This window comes from Coralliovum pocilloporae, from assembly GCF_030845175.1.
Lineage (GTDB): Bacteria > Pseudomonadota > Alphaproteobacteria > Rhizobiales > Cohaesibacteraceae > Coralliovum > Coralliovum pocilloporae.
On sequence record NZ_CP132542.1, the window covers coordinates 2,504,911 to 2,525,244 of the forward strand.

The 20,334-nt window shown below is 55.2% G+C and carries 11 protein-coding genes, 1 tRNA gene and 1 pseudogene; 8 read left to right on the forward strand and 5 right to left on the reverse strand.

Annotated features, from left to right (window positions below; translation table 11 throughout):
• Nucleotides 1–62 precede the first annotated feature (62 nt).
• The 7 genes and pseudogenes from RA157_RS11515 (at nt 63) to RA157_RS11545 (ending at nt 10,578) form a co-directional block, all read left to right on the forward strand.
• Nucleotides 63–139 (forward strand) — tRNA-His (locus RA157_RS11515).
• A 438-nt stretch (nt 140–577) separates the two neighbouring features.
• Nucleotides 578–3,958, forward strand: a pseudogene (locus tag RA157_RS11520) (vitamin B12-dependent ribonucleotide reductase); the annotation flags it as partial.
• Between the two features lie 293 nt (nt 3,959–4,251).
• Complete coding sequence (locus RA157_RS11525; protein ID WP_350333269.1) at nt 4,252–4,644, forward strand: hypothetical protein; 393 nt, start codon at nt 4,252–4,254, stop codon at nt 4,642–4,644.
• Between the two features lie 196 nt (nt 4,645–4,840).
• Entirely contained in the window at nt 4,841–5,089 is a 249-nt protein-coding gene (locus RA157_RS11530) for a DUF1653 domain-containing protein (RefSeq protein WP_350333270.1), read from the forward strand.
• Nucleotides 5,090–5,356: 267 nt separating this feature from the next.
• A complete protein-coding gene (locus tag RA157_RS11535) occupies nt 5,357–6,589 on the forward strand; it encodes an NAD(P)/FAD-dependent oxidoreductase (protein WP_350333271.1) in 1,233 nt (410 codons plus the stop codon).
• Between the two features lie 342 nt (nt 6,590–6,931).
• Nucleotides 6,932–9,751 (forward strand): autotransporter family protein, encoded by a 2,820-nt coding sequence (locus tag RA157_RS11540; protein WP_350333272.1) that lies wholly within the window; start codon nt 6,932–6,934, stop codon nt 9,749–9,751.
• Between the two features lie 443 nt (nt 9,752–10,194).
• On the forward strand, nt 10,195–10,578 hold the full coding sequence (locus tag RA157_RS11545; protein ID WP_350333273.1) for a DUF2147 domain-containing protein: 384 nt from the start codon (nt 10,195–10,197) through the stop codon (nt 10,576–10,578).
• A gap of 12 nt (nt 10,579–10,590) precedes the next feature.
• On the opposite strand, the gene RA157_RS11550 is transcribed toward RA157_RS11545, so the two are convergent.
• The 3 genes from RA157_RS11550 to RA157_RS11560 all read right to left on the reverse strand — a co-directional run bounded on the left by RA157_RS11550 (nt 10,591) and on the right by RA157_RS11560 (nt 16,583).
• On the reverse strand, nt 10,591–12,708 hold the full coding sequence (locus tag RA157_RS11550) for a putative bifunctional diguanylate cyclase/phosphodiesterase (RefSeq protein WP_350333274.1): 2,118 nt from the start codon (nt 12,706–12,708) through the stop codon (nt 10,591–10,593).
• A 165-nt stretch (nt 12,709–12,873) separates the two neighbouring features.
• Nucleotides 12,874–15,612: a bifunctional acetate--CoA ligase family protein/GNAT family N-acetyltransferase gene (locus RA157_RS11555; protein ID WP_350333275.1), complete on the reverse strand. Its 2,739-nt coding sequence runs from the start codon at nt 15,610–15,612 to the stop codon at nt 12,874–12,876.
• Between the two features lie 131 nt (nt 15,613–15,743).
• The gene (locus RA157_RS11560; RefSeq protein WP_350333276.1) at nt 15,744–16,583 is read right to left on the reverse strand and encodes a universal stress protein; all 840 of its coding nucleotides are present in this window, start codon (nt 16,581–16,583) and stop codon (nt 15,744–15,746) included.
• 195 nt (nt 16,584–16,778) lie between these two features.
• Between RA157_RS11560 and RA157_RS11565 the strand changes: the two genes are divergently transcribed.
• Nucleotides 16,779–17,543 carry an SDR family NAD(P)-dependent oxidoreductase gene (locus tag RA157_RS11565; RefSeq protein ID WP_350333277.1) on the forward strand — a complete coding sequence of 255 codons (765 nt, stop codon included), beginning with the start codon at nt 16,779–16,781 and terminating at the stop codon, nt 17,541–17,543.
• Here the strand turns inward: RA157_RS11565 and RA157_RS11570 are convergent, their stop codons facing one another.
• On the reverse strand, nt 17,544–19,124 hold the full coding sequence (locus RA157_RS11570; RefSeq protein ID WP_350333278.1) for a D-Ala-D-Ala carboxypeptidase family metallohydrolase: 1,581 nt from the start codon (nt 19,122–19,124) through the stop codon (nt 17,544–17,546).
• Nucleotides 19,125–19,249: 125 nt separating this feature from the next.
• Entirely contained in the window at nt 19,250–20,131 is an 882-nt protein-coding gene (locus tag RA157_RS11575) for a hypothetical protein (RefSeq protein WP_350333279.1), read from the reverse strand.
• Nucleotides 20,132–20,334 lie beyond the last annotated feature (203 nt).

The window sequence follows — 20,334 nt, forward strand, 5'->3', positions numbered from 1 at the left end:
AAATCAAAATTGGCCCTTGCAAAACGTGTCAATTGCTCTTAGGTTCCGCCCACCGAAACAGAGCAGACGTAGCTCAGTTGGTTAGAGCGCCGGATTGTGGATCCGGAGGTCGCTGGTTCGACCCCAGCCGTCTGTACCATCTCTCTGTCTCCCTCAGGCACCGCCCTTATCTGGCAGATCGCTGAAGTGATCATAATGTGCGCGAATAAATTAACAACCTCCCGGTTAAGTCGAGAAATCCGCCACTTATCGCCCGTGGTAAGATACGCGCCCTGTCAGAATTACCTATGATTGTGGGGGTGGGGAGAGATATCCCCACCCCTGTTTGGGAAAAGTTAATTTTTGGCTTTACACAAAAAGCTTTTACTTTGCGTGGTTTATATTGTTGTTAAGTTTTTATTAACTATAAGCTTTAACAGCTTGTTAATCATCCTGTTCACAAACGTTAAGACGCGTTAACCTAGTCTGGTTGCGGCAGACACTCTTGATCTTGAACCTGGCGGCCGGGGAGGCAGGTTCTGGGCCGACTTGCGTCGGAAGACAGGGGAAGTGCCGCTTGGGCTAGAGGGTGCTTCCGATGCGTATTAATCGGTTTTTTACGACAGTTGGGCAGTCGCCATATTCCGGCGTTTCTTTCAAGACGGCGAGGAGTGAGATCCGTAACCCCGACGGGTCTGTGGTCTTTCAGCTTGAAAACATTGAAGTTCCTGAGAAATGGAGCACAGTTGCAGTTGATATTCTTGCGCAGAAATATTTCCGCAAGGCCGGTGTTCCAGCGTGCCTGAAGACGGTTGAGGAGAACAGCGTTCCGTCCTGGCTGTGGCGTAGTGTGCCGGATCAGGAAGCACTGTCAGAGCTTGAATCAGAGGACCGTTTTGGACCTGAAACCTGCGCTCGTCAGGTTTTCCATCGTCTGGCTGGAACCTGGACTTACTGGGGCTGGAAAGGCGGTTATTTCGACAGTGAAGAGGATGCGCGGGCTTTCTACGACGAACATTGTCACATGCTTGCCACCCAGTATGTGGCACCCAATTCGCCGCAATGGTTCAACACAGGCCTGCATTGGGCTTATGGTATTGATGGCCCGGGCCAGGGGCATTATTACGTCGACCCGTTCTCTGGAAAACTGACCCGTTCGGAAAGCGGCTTTGAGCACCCCCAGCCACATGCCTGTTTCATTCAGTCGGTCTCAGATGACCTGGTCAATGACACCGGTATTATGGACTTGTGGACCAGAGAAGCGCGCCTGTTCAAATATGGCGCGGGGACAGGGGCCAATTTCTCTCATATTCGGGGTGCCGGTGAAGCTCTTTCCGGCGGTGGCAAGGCGTCCGGTCTGATGCCGTTTCTCCATGTGGGCGATCGGTCTGCAGCCTCGTTTGCCGCCGGTGGAAATGCCCGCCGGGCCGCCAAGATGGTGGTGGTCGATATCGACCATCCGGATATCGAGGACTACATCAACTGGAAGGTCAGTGAAGAGCAGAAGGTTGCCGCACTGGTCACCGGCTCGAAGGTCTGCAATCTGCACCTGAATGCGATTATGCAGGCCTGTGCTGACTGTGCTGCACCGGGGGATGAGTGTTTCGACCCCCGGAAAAATCTGGCCCTCAAGCAGGCTATCCGGTCTGCACGCAAGGTGATGGTGCCCGACAGCTACATCCAGCGTGTCATTCAGTTCGCCCGTCAGGGCTACCGTAAAATCGAGTTTCGCACTTTTGATACCGATTGGGATTCAGAAGCTTACCGGACGGTTTCCGGTCAGAACTCAAACAATTCCGTTCGCGTGACGGATGCGTTTCTGAAGGCTGTCGAGACAGGCAGCTCCTGGTCGCTCGTGGAGCGCACGACAGGGGAAGTAGCACGGGTTCTTGATGCGGGTGATCTCTGGGATTCCATCGGCCATGCGGCCTGGGCTTCCGCTGATCCGGGATTGCATTTCCATACCACCATCAATGACTGGCATACCTGCCCGGTGGCAGGAGAAATCCGGGCCTCGAACTCCTGTTCCGAGTTCAAGTTTCTGGATGATACAGGCTGTGTCCTGGCCTCTCTCAATCTGATGAAATATCGCCGCCCCGATGCCAGCATCAATCTTGAGGCGCTGGACCATGTGACAAGACTGAGTACGATTGCTCTCGAGATATCCATCATGATGGCGCAATATCCGTCAGCCGCAATCGCGCAGAAAACTCACGATTACAGGGTTTTCGGTCTCGGTTATGCCAACCTGGGTACGCTCCTCATGACGTCAGGTATCAGCTATGATTCAGATGCTGGTCGTGCGTTGTGTGGTGCTTTGACGGCTGTTATGACGGGTGTGTCCTATGCGACATCAGCTGAGATGGCGGGTGAGCTTGGTCCGTTCCCGGATTACGAGCGCAATGCGGACAGCATGCTGCGGGTGATCCGCAACCACCGCCGAGCCGCTCACGGGGAGACCGGGGGCTATGAGGCTCTGAACACCAATCCTGTGGTGCTGGATGCGGCCAACTGCCCGGATCAGGCTCTGGTGGAGCATGCCCGGGCTGCCTGGGACAAGGCGCTGGAGCTTGGCGAGGCGCACGGCTATCGCAACGCCCAGGCCACGGTTATCGCCCCCACCGGCACAATCGGCCTGGTGATGGACTGTGATACCACGGGGATTGAACCGGACTTTGCGCTGGTGAAGTTCAAGAAGCTGGCCGGTGGCGGCTACTTCAAGATCATCAACCGGGCGGTGCCGGAAGCCCTCAGAACCCTTGGTTACACGGCTGAGGAGATTGAGGATATCGTCTCCTACGCGGTGGGCCGTGGCACGCTGAAGAGCTGCAATGCCCTCAGCCATGAGGCGCTGAAGGCCAAAGGCTTCACCGATGAGGCTCTGAAGGCAGTGGAAGACGGGCTGACCAGCGCGTTCGACATCAAGTTCGCCTTCAACCGCTTCTCTCTTGGTGACGCCTTCTGCACCGATGTGCTGGGCTTTGACAGCGAGCAGCTGAATGATCCCGACTTCGACATGCTGAAGGCGCTCGGCTTCTCGAAAGACGAGATCGAAGTGGCCAACATCCATGTATGTGGCGCAATGACCCTTGAGGGTGCGCCGCATCTGAAGGATGAGCATCTGCCGGTGTTTGACTGCGCCAATCCGTGCGGTCGTCTGGGCAAGCGGTTCCTGTCTGTCGCGAGCCACATCCAGATGATGGCTGCGGCCCAGCCGTTCATCTCCGGTGCGATCTCGAAGACGATCAACATGCCGAATGATGCGACGATTGAGGATTGCAAGGCCTCCTACATGCTGTCGTGGAAGCTTGGTCTGAAGGCCAATGCCCTGTACCGGGATGGCTCGAAACTGTCCCAGCCTCTGAATGCCCAGCTTTTGTCTGATGATGAGGATGAGCAGGACGAGGTTCTGGATCAGCTTCAGGCTGACAAGCCGGCACAGGCACGTGCTGCCGTTGCGGCTGAGCGGATTGTTGAGAAGATTGTCGAGAAGGTCGTTGAGCGTCCGCTCGGGGATCGTGAGAAGATGCCGCACCGGCGCAAGGGCTATACGCAGAAGGCTGTTGTTGGCGGTCACAAGGTGTATCTCCGGACGGGTGAGTATCACGATGGCCGTCTTGGCGAGATCTTCATCGATATGCACAAGGAAGGGGCTGCGTTCCGGTCTCTGATGAACAACTTCGCGATTGCGATCTCGCTTGGTCTTCAGTACGGGGTTCCGCTTGAGGAATATGTGGATGCGTTCACGTTCACACGCTTTGAGCCAGCGGGTCTTGTGACGGGCAATGAGGCCATCAAGAACGCCACCTCCATCCTGGATTATGTGTTCCGCGAGCTGGCCGTCTCCTATCTCAGCCGCCACGACCTCGCCCATGTGGACCCCGAAAACATCGGATCAACCGCAGTCGGTGCCGGGAAGGATGAGGCGGGTGCCATGCCAGCCAGCCGGGTTGTTTCGAAAGGACTGACCAGAGGCTATTAGGGTTCAGACTCATTTGTGATCCCCATTCTGTACTTCCCTGATGAACAGAATGGGCGTCAGGGATGAGTCTTGACCCTAATATCAAATCTGATCATTTGCGATTGAATGGGTGCTGAGTTCTTTTGCGTCTGATTGTGCAGTGTATCATCATTTCAGCGAAAATTTCTCATTATAGTAGCGGAAATTGACGTAAAATAACGATGTGTTCAACCTGTAATAATTGACAAGGTGCCGGTTGTGTGGTTGTAGAGGACTATAAATAGTAAAGTGCATTGGGGTGGAAAGAGAGAATGACTGCGACGTGGCCGGGGGAGCTGGAAGAGCATCTCGATGACCTTCAGCAATACAGCGTTGCACATTGTCCTGATTGTCCGGATCTTGCGATGCTGCTGCCGCTGAAAGACCCGGAAAAAGCCCATTGCATTGGTGGCATTGTTGACCTCTCCGACAGGGACTGGCGCAGACTGGACCAGTTCGCGTCACAGATGGCAGGCCGCACACCGGAAAATCGTCTCTTTACAATTCCTGGCAAGTCAGATGGCACACGGCTTCTTGCGACCCTGCTTCCAACGCAATGTGGCAGCAAGGTGCCTCTCCGGCGCATGAGCTCCGCAACAGGTGACGGGCGCGGCTGGCTTCACACAGTACGCCTTGACTTCCTGATCCTGGATGAAATGGCCTGACCAAAGGCTCTGTAAGTTCGGCCTTTATTTATACAGCCATAAGGCAAACCGTATTCCGATAACCTCTTTACTGCCTGTTCACAGACATAAATTGCGCGTAAAGACGACTGATAAGGATCCTCGTCATCATCTGCATGCTCGGGGGTAATCCGGCAGTGCGTCCGGATTTGAAGAAACCGGTTTTGAGGAGTTTGGCATGTCTCTTGTCGTTGGCGGTCACTACAGGCATTACAAAAACAAGGACTATACGATCCTTCAGCTTGCGCGCCATTCCGAGACCCACGAGGATTATGTGGTCTATCAGGCGCACTATGGTGACAGGCAAATCTGGGTGCGGCCTATGGACATGTTCATGGAAACGGTCGAGTGGCAGGGGAGTACTGTGCCGCGTTTTACCCGCATTAAAGCACCAAACCTTGATGTTGAATCGGCGAAGGTGCTTTAGCATATCGTTTTCACGCGAGCTTTTATCCGAAAAGTCTGTCAACTTTTCGGAAGCACGCATTGACTGAAGTAATGTCAGTCAGGCCGGGTCTGGCTTGGATAGATTTCTCATTGAATTGAGAGATAGAGATAGCAACCTTTCTATCTGCGACAAATTTGACGGAAAAGGTATGGCGGCTATCAGAGAGTACCGATAGCGTGACCGATCTGCGGATGCCGGAAACGGACACTTGGAACACCGATTTGTAATGGGGACTGGAAACAGGGAATGACAAAGCAGCTTGTGATTGTTGGTGCGGGTCAGGCCGCCGCCACTTTGGTCGAGCAACTCCATCGTGAAGGTTATGATGGAGAGATAACCGTTCTGGGTGATGAGACTGTGCTGCCTTATCAGAGGCCGCCACTGTCGAAGGACTATTTCAAAGGCGCGACGGATGTTGATCGTCTGGTTCTGCGACCGGCAGCCTATTATGACGATGCCGGTGTTACCATGAAAATGGGCACCCGGGTTGCGTCTATCGACCGTGAGAGCAAAACCATTACCACGGATCAGGGAGAGGCCATCTCCTATGATACGCTTGTGCTGGGAACTGGCGCGCGCCCGCGACCTCTGCCAATGGACGGAATGGATGCAGACAATGTGGTCACCGTACGCGATATCGCTGACGCTGACCGCATGAAGGCAATGAATGACCAGATCGACAATGTTGTTGTTGTCGGTGGTGGTTTTATCGGTCTTGAAGCTGCTGCAGTGCTGCGTGGGTTCGGCAAGAACGTCACGGTTGTTGAAGCTGCCCCGAGGCTGATGGGACGAGCCGTTTCTGAGGAAGTCTCGGAGGCTTTTCTCAATCTGCACCGGCAGCAGGGGATCGATGTGCGTCTCAATACCGGTGTCAGCGGTCTGGTGTCTGATGGTCATCAGGTTCAGGGTGTGACACTGGCTGACGGTACCGAGCTTGCCGCTGATCTGGTGATTGTCGGCATTGGTGCTATTCCCAACGACGAGCTGGCTCAGGCTGCTGGTGTCTCCTGTGATGGGGGCATTCTAACGGACCTGTCCTGCCGGACATCGGATGCTGACATCTACGCCATGGGTGATTGCACGCGGCTGAAACATGGCCGTTATGATGCGCTTTTGCGTCTTGAATCTGTTCAGAATGCCATCGATCAGGCCCGCATTGTGGCAGACAGCATTCTTGGCAAGGATGTCTCCTACGGAGCGTTGCCGTGGTTCTGGTCTGACCAGTTTGATGCAAAGTTACAGATTGCCGGACTTCTGCCGGACGGCGGAGAGAAGGTCAGTTTCGGCTCTTATGAGGACGGTGGTCTTCTGGTGGTCCATTTCGATGCGGACGGAACATTTGCTGCGGCCGAAACCATCAACCGGGCTGGAGATCATATGGCCTCACGGCGCATTATCGATATGGGTATGCCTGCAACCCGGGACATGATCATTGATGCTGCGGGTGATATGAAGTCGGTGATGAAGGCTCTGAGGTAACGATGAGCGGGTTCTGCCTGTGCATTCAGATCTCCCCGAAAACGGGGAGATTTTTTTATCAGGCAACGGATCGTTTCATGCGGTATCCAAGGATTGTAATAAACAACTCCTGCACTTCAGAATGTGCTGCTATCTTACGAAGGATTGCATTTCCAGCGCTTTGAGAAACGGCACTATTTCGCCATAAAATATGTGTATGGGTTTTGTTGTTTTCGTTAAAAATGTGTTATCGAATATTTCTCCGTCTGATATGTTTTCTTAAGTGTAAATTGGTTTGTAGCTTTTGAAATGACGCGTTCGCATCGGTTGTCAGCTTCTGTTTTTCGATCCTTGATGAGCTCCGTGGCTTTTTTCAGTGCGCCCGCGCTTGCTGATGTTGAGACGGATGGTTCTCTTGGTGGTATCGCCCAGTCCCTGTCCGGATCCACAGTGATGGTTCCCTCCAGTCTGGGGGTGGTCAACGGCGGGGCGCTGTTCCATAGCTTTTCGGAGTTTGATGTCTCGTCCGGGCAGACGGTGACGTTCACGGGCAATCCTCCTATCACGGATGTCATAACGCGGGTAACTGGCGGCGAGCAGTCCGTTCTCAATGGCCAGATCGTCAATTCAGTGCCGAATGGCAGTCTGCTGCTGCTCAATGAAAGTGGTTTTCTGCTTAAGTCTGATGTGAGCTTTAATGTCAGTGATGATGTATTCCTAGTCACTGCTGATAGGCTTACATTCCCGGACGGTGCCCAGTTTTCGGCATTACCTGCGGCTGGTGATGCGACCTCTTCAGCGATGATCGGTCAGGTCGAGTTCTCCGGAGACGAAAGCGAGATCACCGTTGACGGAAGCCGCATCAATCTGGCGTTTGGCCAGTTCAGCCTCGTTTCTGATGAGATTACGATTCGTGATGATGCTCGGATCCGGGTCAATAACGGACGGGTGAATCTGGTTGCCCGTGGTGGGAATGGGACTGCGAATGTGACAGCAACCAGTGTCACAACAACGGGCACAGGTTTCGGCGATATCCTGATTTCCGATTCCGTCATTGATACATCAACGACCACGGGGCCGGTGCCGGGCCTTCTGACAATTTCCGGTAATCTGGAAGTAACGGATAATGCGCTGCTGAGAGGTGACGTTCCTGCAGCCGGGTTTCCCGGTGGGATAAGCATTACCGGTGAGACAGCCGAATTTACCGATGGCGGGTTTCTGGAAGTCCGGGATGCCTCCGGCCTTTTGGGGAATGCTGATTTTGATGTAGACACTGTCACGTTCGAGCAGGCTTTCGGAACACGGACCCTGTTTGCAAATCTGACAGGTTCGGGCGACTTCGTGAAAACGGGTGAGGGAACGCTTGTTCTGCCTGGCGATAATTCAATTACCGGCACCACATTTGTTCAGGAAGGGCAGCTTTCGGTCACCGGGTTGCTGTCATCCTCAGATGTTGAGGTGCAGGCGGGAGCATTGCTGAGTGGAAACGGGCAGATTAATCAGGCGGTTTCTGTCGCCAGTGGCGGCTTCTTCGTTCCGGGCGGTGTTAATGGTACAACCTTTGTAACAGGCGGGCCTGTGGGTGCGACCAGCGGGGCGCTTGCAACAGGCGATCTGACTTTGCAGCCGGGATCGGTGTTTATTGTCGAGATCAATGAAACCACATCCAACAAGGCTGTCGTGAATGGCACGGTCAGCCTGAACGGTGCCAATGTTGGTGTCCTTATTCTGGATCCGTGTCTGGCCTGTACTGCTCCCGGGTTCACCAACACCTACACGATCATTGAGAACGACTTGACGGATCCTGTGAACGGGATGTTTGCCGGTGTTATCGATAGCCCCGCATTCTTTGACACAAGCTTCAACTTTGCCGGTGGTGATGGCAATGATGTGGATCTGACGCTGACCCGTAATAGCAACACATTCTCGAGCTTTGCTCAGGGTGAGAACCAGCTTGTTGGTGCTGGTATTCTGGATTCCTTTCTCAACAGTACAGACCCGGACGAGCAGGCATTTATTGCGAGTGTGATTGTTCTCTCCGAGGGAGAGGTTCGCGAGCTGTTTGATGATCTGGCTGGTGAGGCAAACGCCGATGTTCAGACCGTAGCGGCTGATATCGCAAGCGTCACACTGGGAGCTACAATCGGCGCTGGACGTCGGGTGGGTGACTTGCTTGGTGTGACAGGCAGCACCCTGTCGCAGAATGCATTGACCGCAAGCCCTTCTGCCCTGGCCTCACAATTGTCCTATGCCCAGAAGCAGAAGAAAGAGCAGAGCAAACAGAATGATCTGGCCTCTGCCTTTGATAGCCTTACTGGTAGTCAGGCTCTTGATACAGAAACCTTGCCGCCGGCTCCAAGGCAGGCCTGGGCGGCTTTTCTCGGGGGGTACAGCCAGCAGGATGGCACCGCCACGAGCCAGGGTGTTGAGAGCTATTATGGCGGTGGCACCGCCGGGGTTGATATTGTCTCTCTCGAGAATTGGCGACTGGGCCTTTCTGCGGGATACTACCGTTCATCCAACCGGGTTGAAGGGGTTTCGGCACGTGCTGATGTGGACAGCTTTGCAGGGGGCTTTTATGCGTCCTATGACGCCATTGACTGGTACGTGGATGCATCGGCCAACTACGTGTATCACGATATCGGGACGGAGCGGACGGTTACTGTCGGCTTGCAGACCTTTGATGCCGAAGCGGATTATGGAGCACACAGCCTGATCGGTGGTGTCGAAGCGGGTATTTATCTTGCTGGCGATAACATCACGTTCCAGCCCTATGTGGGTATGCGCGGCAGCTGGACCTATACGGAATCCTTCACGGAATCAGGTGGTGGAGTAACAACTCTGTCCGGTGAGTCAGAGACCTTCAGCCAGGTTGAAAGTACGATCGGTTTCCGTGTTGCCACGGTCTGGGAAATTGCAGAGCAATTCATTGTTCCGAGTATTGGAGCTGCCTGGGTCCATCGCTTCAATGACGATACCCCTGAAACGTCTTTGTCGCTTGCTGGCGGTGGTGGTGCCTTCACCGTGCAGGGGCTGGCACCATCCCAGGATCTGCTATCCCTGACGACCGGGTTTGCCGCCAATTTCACAGACAGCATGACAGGCCATCTGCAATATCAGGGTGATTTCGCATCTGACAGCGAGACCCATACGCTGATTGGTGGTGTAAGGATGCAGTTCTGATCCTGCAGAACGCATTGGGGCAGAATTGCCCCGATTTTCTACAAAATTACCCGGATTTGACCGAAATCAAGGTCGCCTGTCTGAGGCTGCGTTACAAGAGACCATCACTCGCGATGTGGTTCTCCCAGTCTGCATCGCCTGTGATCGACCTGAACCTTCGTGGCCTTGCCACCAAGCCAAGGTTGATCCCTTCCGTCTTTCCCTAGACGACGTAACTTGCCGCAGCTTCCGCTGCGGCATTTTTCTTTTGGCCCATATCCTACAGCGTGCTTCTGAAAAGTTGATCGACTTTTCAGATAAAAGCTCGCGCAGAAAAAACTTAAAGTACCGCTGCCAATTCAGGTTCAAGGTCTGGTACTTTAATGTTGAGGTGGTTGCTCTCACCGCATAGCAAAGGCACACTTCGTCTGAGTATATCCAGTATGCCTCGGGAGGACGAAAGAATGACCATTCACTGGCGTATATCCCTTGCCGCAGCAATTCTCATGGCTGTGTCATCATCGGCGCAAGCTGATGCCACAGGTGTATGGCGCACTGAAAAGGGCAAGGACGGGGCGATCGGTATTGTTCAGATCCATAAATGTGGCAGCCAGTATTGCGGTAAGATTGTTGGGGCAATCGGTAAAAAACCAAGGATCGGTCTTGTCATCGTCAAGGATATGAAGAAGGACGGCAAGACCTATTCCGGCGGGCAGATCTATGCTCCGGACGATGATCGCTGGTACTCAGCCAAGATGGTCGAACAGGGAGCGGGCAAGCTGAAAGTGTCTGGCTGTGTCCTGGGTGGTCTGATCTGCAGGGGACAGGTCTGGACGCGGCAGAAATAGCGGCTCTGCGCGTTATCGACCGTTCACTGCTGACATGTGCGGAGAAACGGACTTGATCTGGCGTACCAGGTCAGCCTGGCTGTCTGCATCCCGCATCTGCTCATCCTGAATGAAGGCGAGGAATTCGTCCGGCGGCATCGGCTTGGCGAAGTGATACCCTTGTCCCTCCCGACATCCGAGTTCCAGAAGATGATCAGCCTGGGCTTCATTTTCAATGCCTTCGGCAAGAACGGACAGGTTCATGCTGCGGCCAAGACCGATGATGGTCTTGACAATCTGGGCGCTGCGCGAGCTGCTCATCTCCTTGATGAAGGATTGGTCAATTTTCAACCTGTTCAATGGCAATTGCTGCAGATAGCTCAGTGACGAATAGCCGGTGCCGAAATCATCCAGAGCGATTTCAACGCCGAGCTTCTGAAGCTCGCTCAGGCTGTCCATCACCGTTTCAATCCGTTGGCTCATGGCGCTTTCGGTGATCTCGATTTCCAGCAGTTCTGCGGGGATTTCGTGGCGGGCAATGGCTTGCTTGACGGCATCTGCCACATTCTCCTCAGCAAAATGGAGCGCCGAGATGTTGATGGCCAGTCGGGGAACCTTGACGCCCTGTGCCTGCCACTGAGCTGCAGATGCACAGACCTGATCAATCATGAACTGACCGATGGGTGTGATCAGCTGTGCCTGTTCCGCGACAGGAATGAACACACCCGGCGGCACGAATGTACCGTCAAAGCGAGGCCAGCGGATCAGAGCCTCAGCACCGATCAGACGACCGCTGGCAATGTCAAACTGCGGTTGGAAAAATGGCTGTAGACGGCGCTGGTTCAGGGCTGACTTGAGGTCCTGGACGATCGTAATACGGTTCTGTGCCTCGTTGGCCAGCTCGCGCGAATAGGACATGGCGCTGTCGCGGCCCTGGCACTTGGCTTTATCCAGTGCGATATGGGCTGCGGTGATCAGGGCATCCGCATGGGAGCCGTGATCCGGAGCCCAGGAGAGGCCAAAACAGGCTGTGAGCTGGATGCTCTGATGATCGTAGTGAATACGATGGCTGAGAAGCGACCTGACCCTCTCAACCAGTTTCATCCGCTCATCTTCGGACTGGCCCCATTCGATGAGGCACAGAAGAGCAAAGGTGTCTTCGCCGTAACGGGCCGCCCGGACATGGGCAGCATCAAGGGTTCGCAGACGGTCAGCCAAGACGCGAAGGACGGCGTCGCCTGCCTCATGACCAAAGGTGTCGTTGATGTCCCGATAACGATCAATATCAAAGAGGACGACCATCGGAGAGATCGTCATCTCGCGTGTTTCATCCAGGTGATGCTTGAGGTGGTGCAGAAACCGTGTGCGGTTGGCGAGCCCGGTCAGGGGGTCAAAAAAGGCAAGGCGTTTGATTTCATCTGTCAGGTCATGCCTGTCTTTCTCCCGCTCCCGAAAAAGCTGGAAGGCCTTGGTGAGGCGACGGATTTCCTGGGCGCTTGTGGGACTGACGTGGCTGCCTGCGGACAGGTCACCCTTTTCCGAGAGAGACCGAAACGCCAATGCCAGGGTCTGTAAAGGGTCGGCGAGTGCCCTGGCTCCCAGGTGAGCGCAAAGAAGCAGCATCAGTATTCCAGCGAGAACGCCGGCAATCAGAGCCCAGGTTGGAAAAGAGTTGCCCTGAAAGTTCCGCGTTACGTCAAGCCTGATTTCAAGCAGACTTCCCAGCACACGGTCCTTCGTCGCAATCCGGTAGATATACCGGCTGCCAATCACGTTCAATTCGGAATGAACATCATTGCTGTTGCCGGTCAGGGTGGACCATGCTTCCCGCTGGAAACTGTCAGGTACGATGTTCGTCCCGCTGTTGAAGTCCTTGGCCTGAATGGTCAGAAAATCCGCCTTTGAGACTGAATATTCAGGAAGCTCCGCCAGGATTTCGGATGCGCTTTTCGTCGTACCGCTCTGGATGCTGTTTTCCAGCCGGTCCCGGGTATGCAGCAGCAACTCCGTTCCATGCAACAGAGCCGCGCGGGTGGCTGTCTGCTCCGTCATGGTCGGGACGATAAGACTTATCAATGCAACAAGAAGAAGACCCACGACAAGAATCGGGCTTACGAGACGCCAGTAAATTGTCTCTGGAAAAAACCGCATCACGTCCTGTGCCTGACCCAAATCCTTTGGTGTTGTCAGTCGGTACTATGGGACGAAAGGTGTGAATAAGGTGTGAACTTACAGGTGTTTAAAGTTTGCATAACTTATTAAAAAGAATGAATAATTGTTAAAATTCACAAGGATTTTTACTTGTCTTGTAAATCTTTATTCTGATGGAGCTTCGGACAGAGGCAGCTCCATGTCGATGGGGTTCAGATCTGTCAGGTCAAGTTTCACCAGCATGATGTCCCTGTCATCAGGGTCCCGACGGGCTTCAAAGCCGAGATGACGGCACATGGACAGCATTGTGGTGTTTTCTCTCAGAACTTCACCAATAATCTCGCGATAGCCATCGGCCTTGGCGAAGGTGATGATCATCCGCATCAGTTTCCAGCCCAGCCCCTGGCCCTTCAGATCGGACCTGACAAGCACCGCATATTCACCGGAATCATGATTGGCGTCGCCATGCATACGCACCACACCCAGCAGGTCACCACTGTCCGGATCAAGAGCCACAAAGGCCATGGCCCGGGCATAGTCAATCTGGGTCAGCCGGGCAATGAAGGAATGCGACAGGTCGCGGACGGCTGAGAAGAACCGAAGCCGGATATCCTCCCGGCTCACATGCTCAAAGAAGTCGCTATACAGGTGCTCATCTTCCGGCTTGATAGGCCGGATGTGAACCGGTCGACCGTCTTTCAGGCGGATATCCCGCCGCCATTCATCCGGGAAGGGGCGAATGATCATGCGCGGATTGCGACCGTCACGGTCCCGCTTGGCGGGTGCAACGGCAATGCGTCCGTCAACCGCGATCACCCCGTCTGCATTGGCAAGCACCGGGTTGAGATCGAGCTCCCGGATTTCCGGCATATCGGCGGCCAGCTGCCCAAGGCGGACCAGCATTTCCGCCAGCGCTTCCTGATTGGCTGCAGGGTGATTGCGATAACCACGCAGAACCCTTGAGACGCGGGTTTGTGCAATCAGATCGCGGGCCAGATTGGCATCAAGCGGTGGCAGGGCAAGCGCCTTGTCGTTGATCACTTCGACAGCAGTCCCTCCGCGACCGAAGACAACCACAGGGCCAAAGGTTGCGTCATCGGCCAGACCGGCAATCAGTTCCACCGCATTGCGGCGGCGGATCATCGGATGAAGGGTCACGCCTTCAATCCGTGCAGACGGCGCATGATTGCGGGCCCGCTCAAGAATATCGGTAAAGGCCCCGGCCACGTCCTCTTCGGTATCGAGGTCCAGAACCACACCGCCCATGTCCGACTTGTGAACGATATCGGGGGAGGCGATCTTGGCAACTACGGAGCCATGGTCTGCAAGAAGCTGCCGGGCTTTTACGCGTGCTTCGTCTGCTGTTCGGACCAGACAGGTCTGTGTAATGGGGAGACCATAGGCTGAGAGGACGTCGTAAACCTCGGTCGCCTGCAGCCAGGACCGCTTGTCATCAAGAGCTGCCTGGATGGCCTTGCGGGCCTTTTCCCTGTCCGGAACATGATCCTCTGTTGCCGCAGGCGGTGTCCGCATCAGGCGATCAAGACCGTCGGAATAGGCCACAAGGTCCATGAAGCCGCGCACGGCCTGAGCCGGTGTCTTGTAGAGCGGAATATGCGCGTCGGCAAAGACATCCATAACTCCACTGTGGTCACCCATCCAGTTGGCAAGCACAGGCTTGTTGCGATAGTGCTTGCGGGCGTCCTTGACTGCCTCGGCCACATCACGAGCCACTTCATCGGATGGACAGAGCGCGGTCGGGCAGTTGATGACCAGAACTGCATCTGTTTCCTTGTCCGCCAGCAGGGTGTTGAGTGCGTTGACATACCGGTCCGGTCCGGCGTCTCCGATAATATCGACCGGATTGGCGTGCGACCATGTTTCCGGCAGGATACTGTTGAGCCTTTCCATGGTCTCGTCTGAGAGGGAAGACAGTGAGCCGTTGAAATCCATCAGCCTGTCCACGGCAAGCACACCGGCACCGCCGCCATTGGTCAGAATGGAGAGGCGGCGCCCCTTGAACGGTTTCAGATGAGCCAGTGTTTCAGCGGCATCAAACAGTTCATCCAGATCAATGGCGCGAATAAGCCCGGCCCGTCTGAAAACGGCATCGTAAACCGCATCGCTGCCTGCAAGAGCGCCCGTATGCGAGCTTGCGGCTTTCGCTGCCTCATCATGGCGTCCGGACTTGATGACCACTACTGGTTTGACGCGAGAGGCGGCCCGAGCCGCTGACATGAATTTCCGGGCGTCAGTGATGGCTTCCACATACAGCAGAATGGCACGCACATGCGGGCTGGTGGCGAAATAGTCGATAAAATCACCAAAGTCCGCATCCAGCTGGTCACCGAGAGAGACCAGCGCACTGCATCCCACATCATGTTCGTGCATCCAGTCGACCAGCGTTGTGACAATGGCACCGGACTGGGACAGGATAGCCAGATCACCTTTTGGCGCAGCCCGATGAGCAAAGCTGGCATTCAGACCCGCATGGGGTGCCAGAAGACCAACACAGTTTGGCCCGGCAATCCGCAGTCCGAACGAGCGCGCGCGTCTGTTCACGTCTTCCGCGATGCTGCCCGGCCCGTGGCCAAGCCCCGCAGTGATGATGACCGCAGCCCGTGTGCCTTTGTAACCAAGCTGGGTAATGAGATCAGGGATGGTGTGGGGTGGTGTGGCAATCACCGCAAGGTCTGCCTGAGCGGGCAGGGCGTCGACAGAACCATAGACATGCCGACCGTCAATTTCCTTGAGCCGCGGATTAACCGCATAGACCCTGTCATGGGGAAAATGCTCGCAGATATTGTGATAGACAATTCCGCCAATGGAACCCGCCTTGTCACTGGCACCAATCACCGCAACCCGGTTTGGTTGGAAAAAGGCATCAAGATTATAGGTGCTCATAGGAAGGCATCCGTCCAAGTAGTAACAGGCTCTGTATTGGGTATGAATCTAGCGGGAAACCATGTCAATGACATGTCCCCGGCAGGCGTTCGGCAAAATGAAAAAGGGCGCCGGAGCGCCCCTGAACTGTTTTAGTGGGCCATCACCACCGGAACGGTGGTGGCAGACAGAATACTGCGGGTGGCTCCGCCAAGGATAAGCTCGCGCAGGCGCGAATGACCGTAAGCGCCCATGACAATCGTATCCATATTATTGTCGGCCACATAGTTCAGCATGGTGTCGGCGACGCTGATATGCTTGTCCGCATGGATGTTCTGAACCGAGACGTGGATATCATGACGGGACAGATAGGTGGCAATATCCGCGCCGGGCATGCCGGGATCGTTCTTGGTGGCGCCGTTGATGATGATCACACGCACATCTTCTGCAAGAGACAGAATGGGCAATGCGGCGCGCACCGCGCGGGCAGCCGCCCGACCACCATCCCAACCGATAACGATCTTCTTGAAATAGGGCCCGGTATAACCGGCATAAGGGGCCAGCAGCAGCGGCCGGGATGATTCAAACATCGCCGCCTCAATCAGCTGGCTGCGAAGCGGTTCGGGATTATCCGGATCATCCTGACGGGTAATCACCAAGTCGGTCAGGCGGGCATGCAGGGTGAAGTTCTCTACGGCCTGGCCGCCTTGAATCGGCACAAGACGGGTCTCTCTGGCAATGCCTTCCTGATCGGTACGCTCGTTGAACTTGGCAGCGGCCTTCTTGGACCGCGCCTCCACATCACGCCGCACGCTGGCCAGATAGTCATCCGGAATCTGCATTTCGGCAATGGAATGGATGGTCGGCTCCACAACGGGAATGTAACCGGTCAGATGAGCCGAAGTTCTGTTTGCAATGGCAACCGCAAGATCCAGAACGGATGAGTCGATATGACGGGTGTCGAGAAGCGTAAGAATATCCTTGATGGCCATGGGAGCCTCCGATGCTTGTCGCGATGGGTGTTCTCTAACATGCTGGGTCAGCGGCACTTTGATCCGGATCAAGCATCCGTGATTTTCCTCATAGACGGAAGGCGGATGGGCTCTCTCAGCAGATAAAATCATTACCCCAACCCCTGACAGGCAGGCGCAACAGATCTATGCTGCTGTCAGCGAGGAGGCTCGATCATGTCTGAACTTCAGGGGAAAATTGCCATTGTTACCGGAGCCAGCCGGGGGATCGGCGAGGAAACTGCCCGGGCGTTGGCCCGGCGCGGAGCATCTGTTGTCTGTGCGGCCCGGACCCTTGAGGCCTGTGAAGCCCTGACTGAAGAAATAGCGATGGAAGGCGGGTCGGCCCATGCCATGCGGTGTGACATTGCGGATCGCAGTCAGGTGGAAGCTATGATCGAGGCCACAGTCGCCCGTTATGGCCGCCTTGATATCCTCATCAATAATGCGGCGGTCATCGAACCCATTACCGCCTTTGAGGACACAGACCCTGCAGAGTGGAAACGCTGCATCGATATTAATGTGACCGGAACCTATTACTGTATGCGGTTCGCCATGCCGCATTTCCGGGAGCGGGGCTCAGGCACGATCATCAATATCAGTTCAGGGGCAGCCCATGCGGCCCTTGAGGGATGGAGTGCTTACTGCACGTCCAAGGCAGGGGCGGCGATGCTGACGCAGACCGCCCATCATGAGCTTGGTCATCATGGCCTGTTTTGTGTGGATTTTGCTCCGGGCACAGCGGATACGGGCATGCAGGCTTCCATTCGCGCCTCCGGCATCAACCCGGTCAGCCGTATGACACGGGAAGATCATTATCACCCGAGCGTCCCGGCAACTGTTATTGCCTGGCTGTGCACGGAAGATGCCGCTGACCTTGCCGGTCAGGCGGTCTCCATCCGGGATGAAACCATCCGCCGCCGGGCCGGGCTTGATTTCTGATCACCAGGTCTTGTTGACCCCGCGCGTATCCACATGAACGAAGGTTTTGTAGGCCTTCAGGCCGCCCTTGAACAGGCCGTCCGATGTTCGCATCACTTCGAGAATACGGGCCCAGTCTCTCGGGCCTGTACCGCTATTGAGAACAACGAGATCGGCAGCGTGGAACTGCATGTGATGGCTCTGCGTGGCACCACCGATACAGGCATTATAGGCCGGAGACCGGTAGACACTGAGCAGTTTGACCGGATGATCAATTCGGTTGCGGAATTCATCAAGCACCTTGGCCAGCGGCACGATCTTCTCCCACAGGTCTTCCGGAGGGTCAGTGTTGAGGCCAAAACAGGCGCTGCCTGAATTGTGGTGGGAATTGCCCTTCACCAGAAATTCGGCAGCTTCAAAATTGGTCACATGCGGCTTGATCGTATCGTTGTAGAAGGTGACAAAGCTGTTGGATGAGGGCTCAATTGTTGGCACCAGCGGAAGTGTTCCGTCCTCAATGGCCTTCTTTTCCGCACCCATGTCTGCATTCATGAGCTGTTCGTTTTCATCGGTATAGAGCGTTGCCTCACCGGCATCATAGAGATGACGGAGGAAAACGGCGACGCCGCATTGCTTTGAGACTGCGGTCGGGCTGTATTTGCCGTCAGCCACATATTTGCCCTTCTCATAGGCTGATGAAAAACTCCAGAGATAGGGGCTTGGTTTGCCCTTCATGCGGTAGCCCCAGCCATTATATTTCTCCCAGCGGTAAAGTGCGCGGGAGAGAGACCAGTCCGACTTGCCGTTATATTTCTTGTAGATCATCGCATCTCGCGCGCTCTCTTCCCAGGAGAAGGGCGGAGAGCCGGTCTTGGGGTGGCCGGCTGGAACCCGCGTTGTCCGGGCTGTCAGTCTGTCGCCATTATGCAGATGGGTGGCGAAATTATAGTTGGATTCCATCAGATGGATCCCGGCAATGAACCACCAGGGTATCCCGAGCGGATTGCCCACGGCCTCATATCGTGCCTTGTTGGCAATGGCCTTGTCCGCAAGCTTCTTGATGATAGCCTGCTTGCTGGACCTGATCTGAAGGCCGAAGAAAATCCGCACATAGTCTTTGGCGATTGTGCCGTAGTCCTTGCTGGTATTGACCACGGGCGGTTCTTCGATGGCCGGAACATCCGGCTTTTGTGCTTCAGGCTCGGGGGTGGTGGCGGGCGGTGCGTCCGCTTCATCATCCTTTTCGGTGTCCTGATCGGCTTCGGACGTATCACTGAAGGCTGAGGATGGAGCCCCGGTCTTGTAGAAACTCTGGTAGAGATCATTGGCCCTGTCGAGAAGGCCGCTGAAGATGCTGCGATCAGCGGAAGGGGCACCGTCAATCACCGTCTGCAGGTCTTCGACGAGCTGGCCCAGCTTCGCCGTGCCACTGTCAAAGCGCTTTATGGCCTTGTTCAGGCGTTCGTCAATCAGTGTTTCTGCAAGGCGCTGCGCAGCCTCGGCCTGTTCTTCAGTTGAGTCATCGCTGAGAATAAACTCTTCCAGCCTATTGACCGCCTCATCTGAATCGAGATTGGCAATCAGGTCCTGTATCGTACTCATGTCCGGTTCCCCCTTGAACATATTCCCGAAAAGTGCGTGAGCCTGTTTAAGCCCGAAATGCTCATCACTTTTGCTGGAGTGCGTTGTTTTTCGCCAAACCTGTTCCAACTTTAGCGCAACGCGCTCTAGCCCTGGCCGCGGATCGTTCTCCAGAAGATACGGGCTTCATTGCGGATCTCGATCGATTCCCGAATAACGGCGCGCAGGTTTTCTTCACTCAGTTGCGGGTTTTCAGCTGCATCGGCGAGAACATCCAAAGCCTTGGACGTACGGTGCAACAGGCGTGCATAGGACGTCACTGAATCATGGAACTGACGCAGATCACGGGTGATGGCTTCCCGCTGCTGTACAGCCACCTTGGCCCCTTCGCCGCCACGCTTGACGATAATGGCCAGCTGCACCTGGCGCTTGCGGCGAGGCCCGTAATAGATGGTATAGATTTCATCGGTGTCCTCGATGAGGGCGGCCAGGATGTCCTGGATGATCGGCTTTCCATCAATCAGAACCTGACGCAGATTGCGTGAGGCGCGCGCCTGCTCGATCCGCGCTACAAAGCCACCCAGCTGATCCGTGATCGTGCCAAAGGGAATGCCCGAACCGGGAATGAGACTTTGCAGATCGCTCAAAAGAAGCCCGAGACCGTTCAGCTGGCTTTTTGCAACATCGGCGGATCGGTTTTCCGCGTAAGCCAGAAGAAGAGCGTTATAGGTGGCAATCGCATCAAGGGCAGCGCGGCGGACGCGAATGCTGTCCGCTTCCAGAATCTGGTCGCCATGAATGGCCAGATCCGCGTCAAAGCAGGATGTGATGCCGGTTGCCCGTTGCTTGCATTTGGATTTGCCGCCTCTGGGTGCCAGGGTTGGCGAAATCTTGTCGAGCAACAGAGTGCCTGCAGCCTGCGCTTCGGTATAGGCCGTGGTATAGGTCTGAACTTCCTCAGTGGGTATTCCGCTACAGGCTACAAGGCCAAGGCCCACGCACAGGCTCAATACAAACTGACGCAACATATATCCCCCCGTTCCGGGATCGTATCCCGGGTCTGCTTGGCTCGGTCGTGAGGGGCACATGATCTCGGCCCGCCCCGCCGGTCTTGTTTACCGGATACCAGCATCGTCGTCGTCGGATGCATGTTCCGGGTGCAGAATTGGGATTATAACCGTTTCGGGCGAACTATACCATCAAAAGGAATGGCGGGGATAAAGGGAAAGAA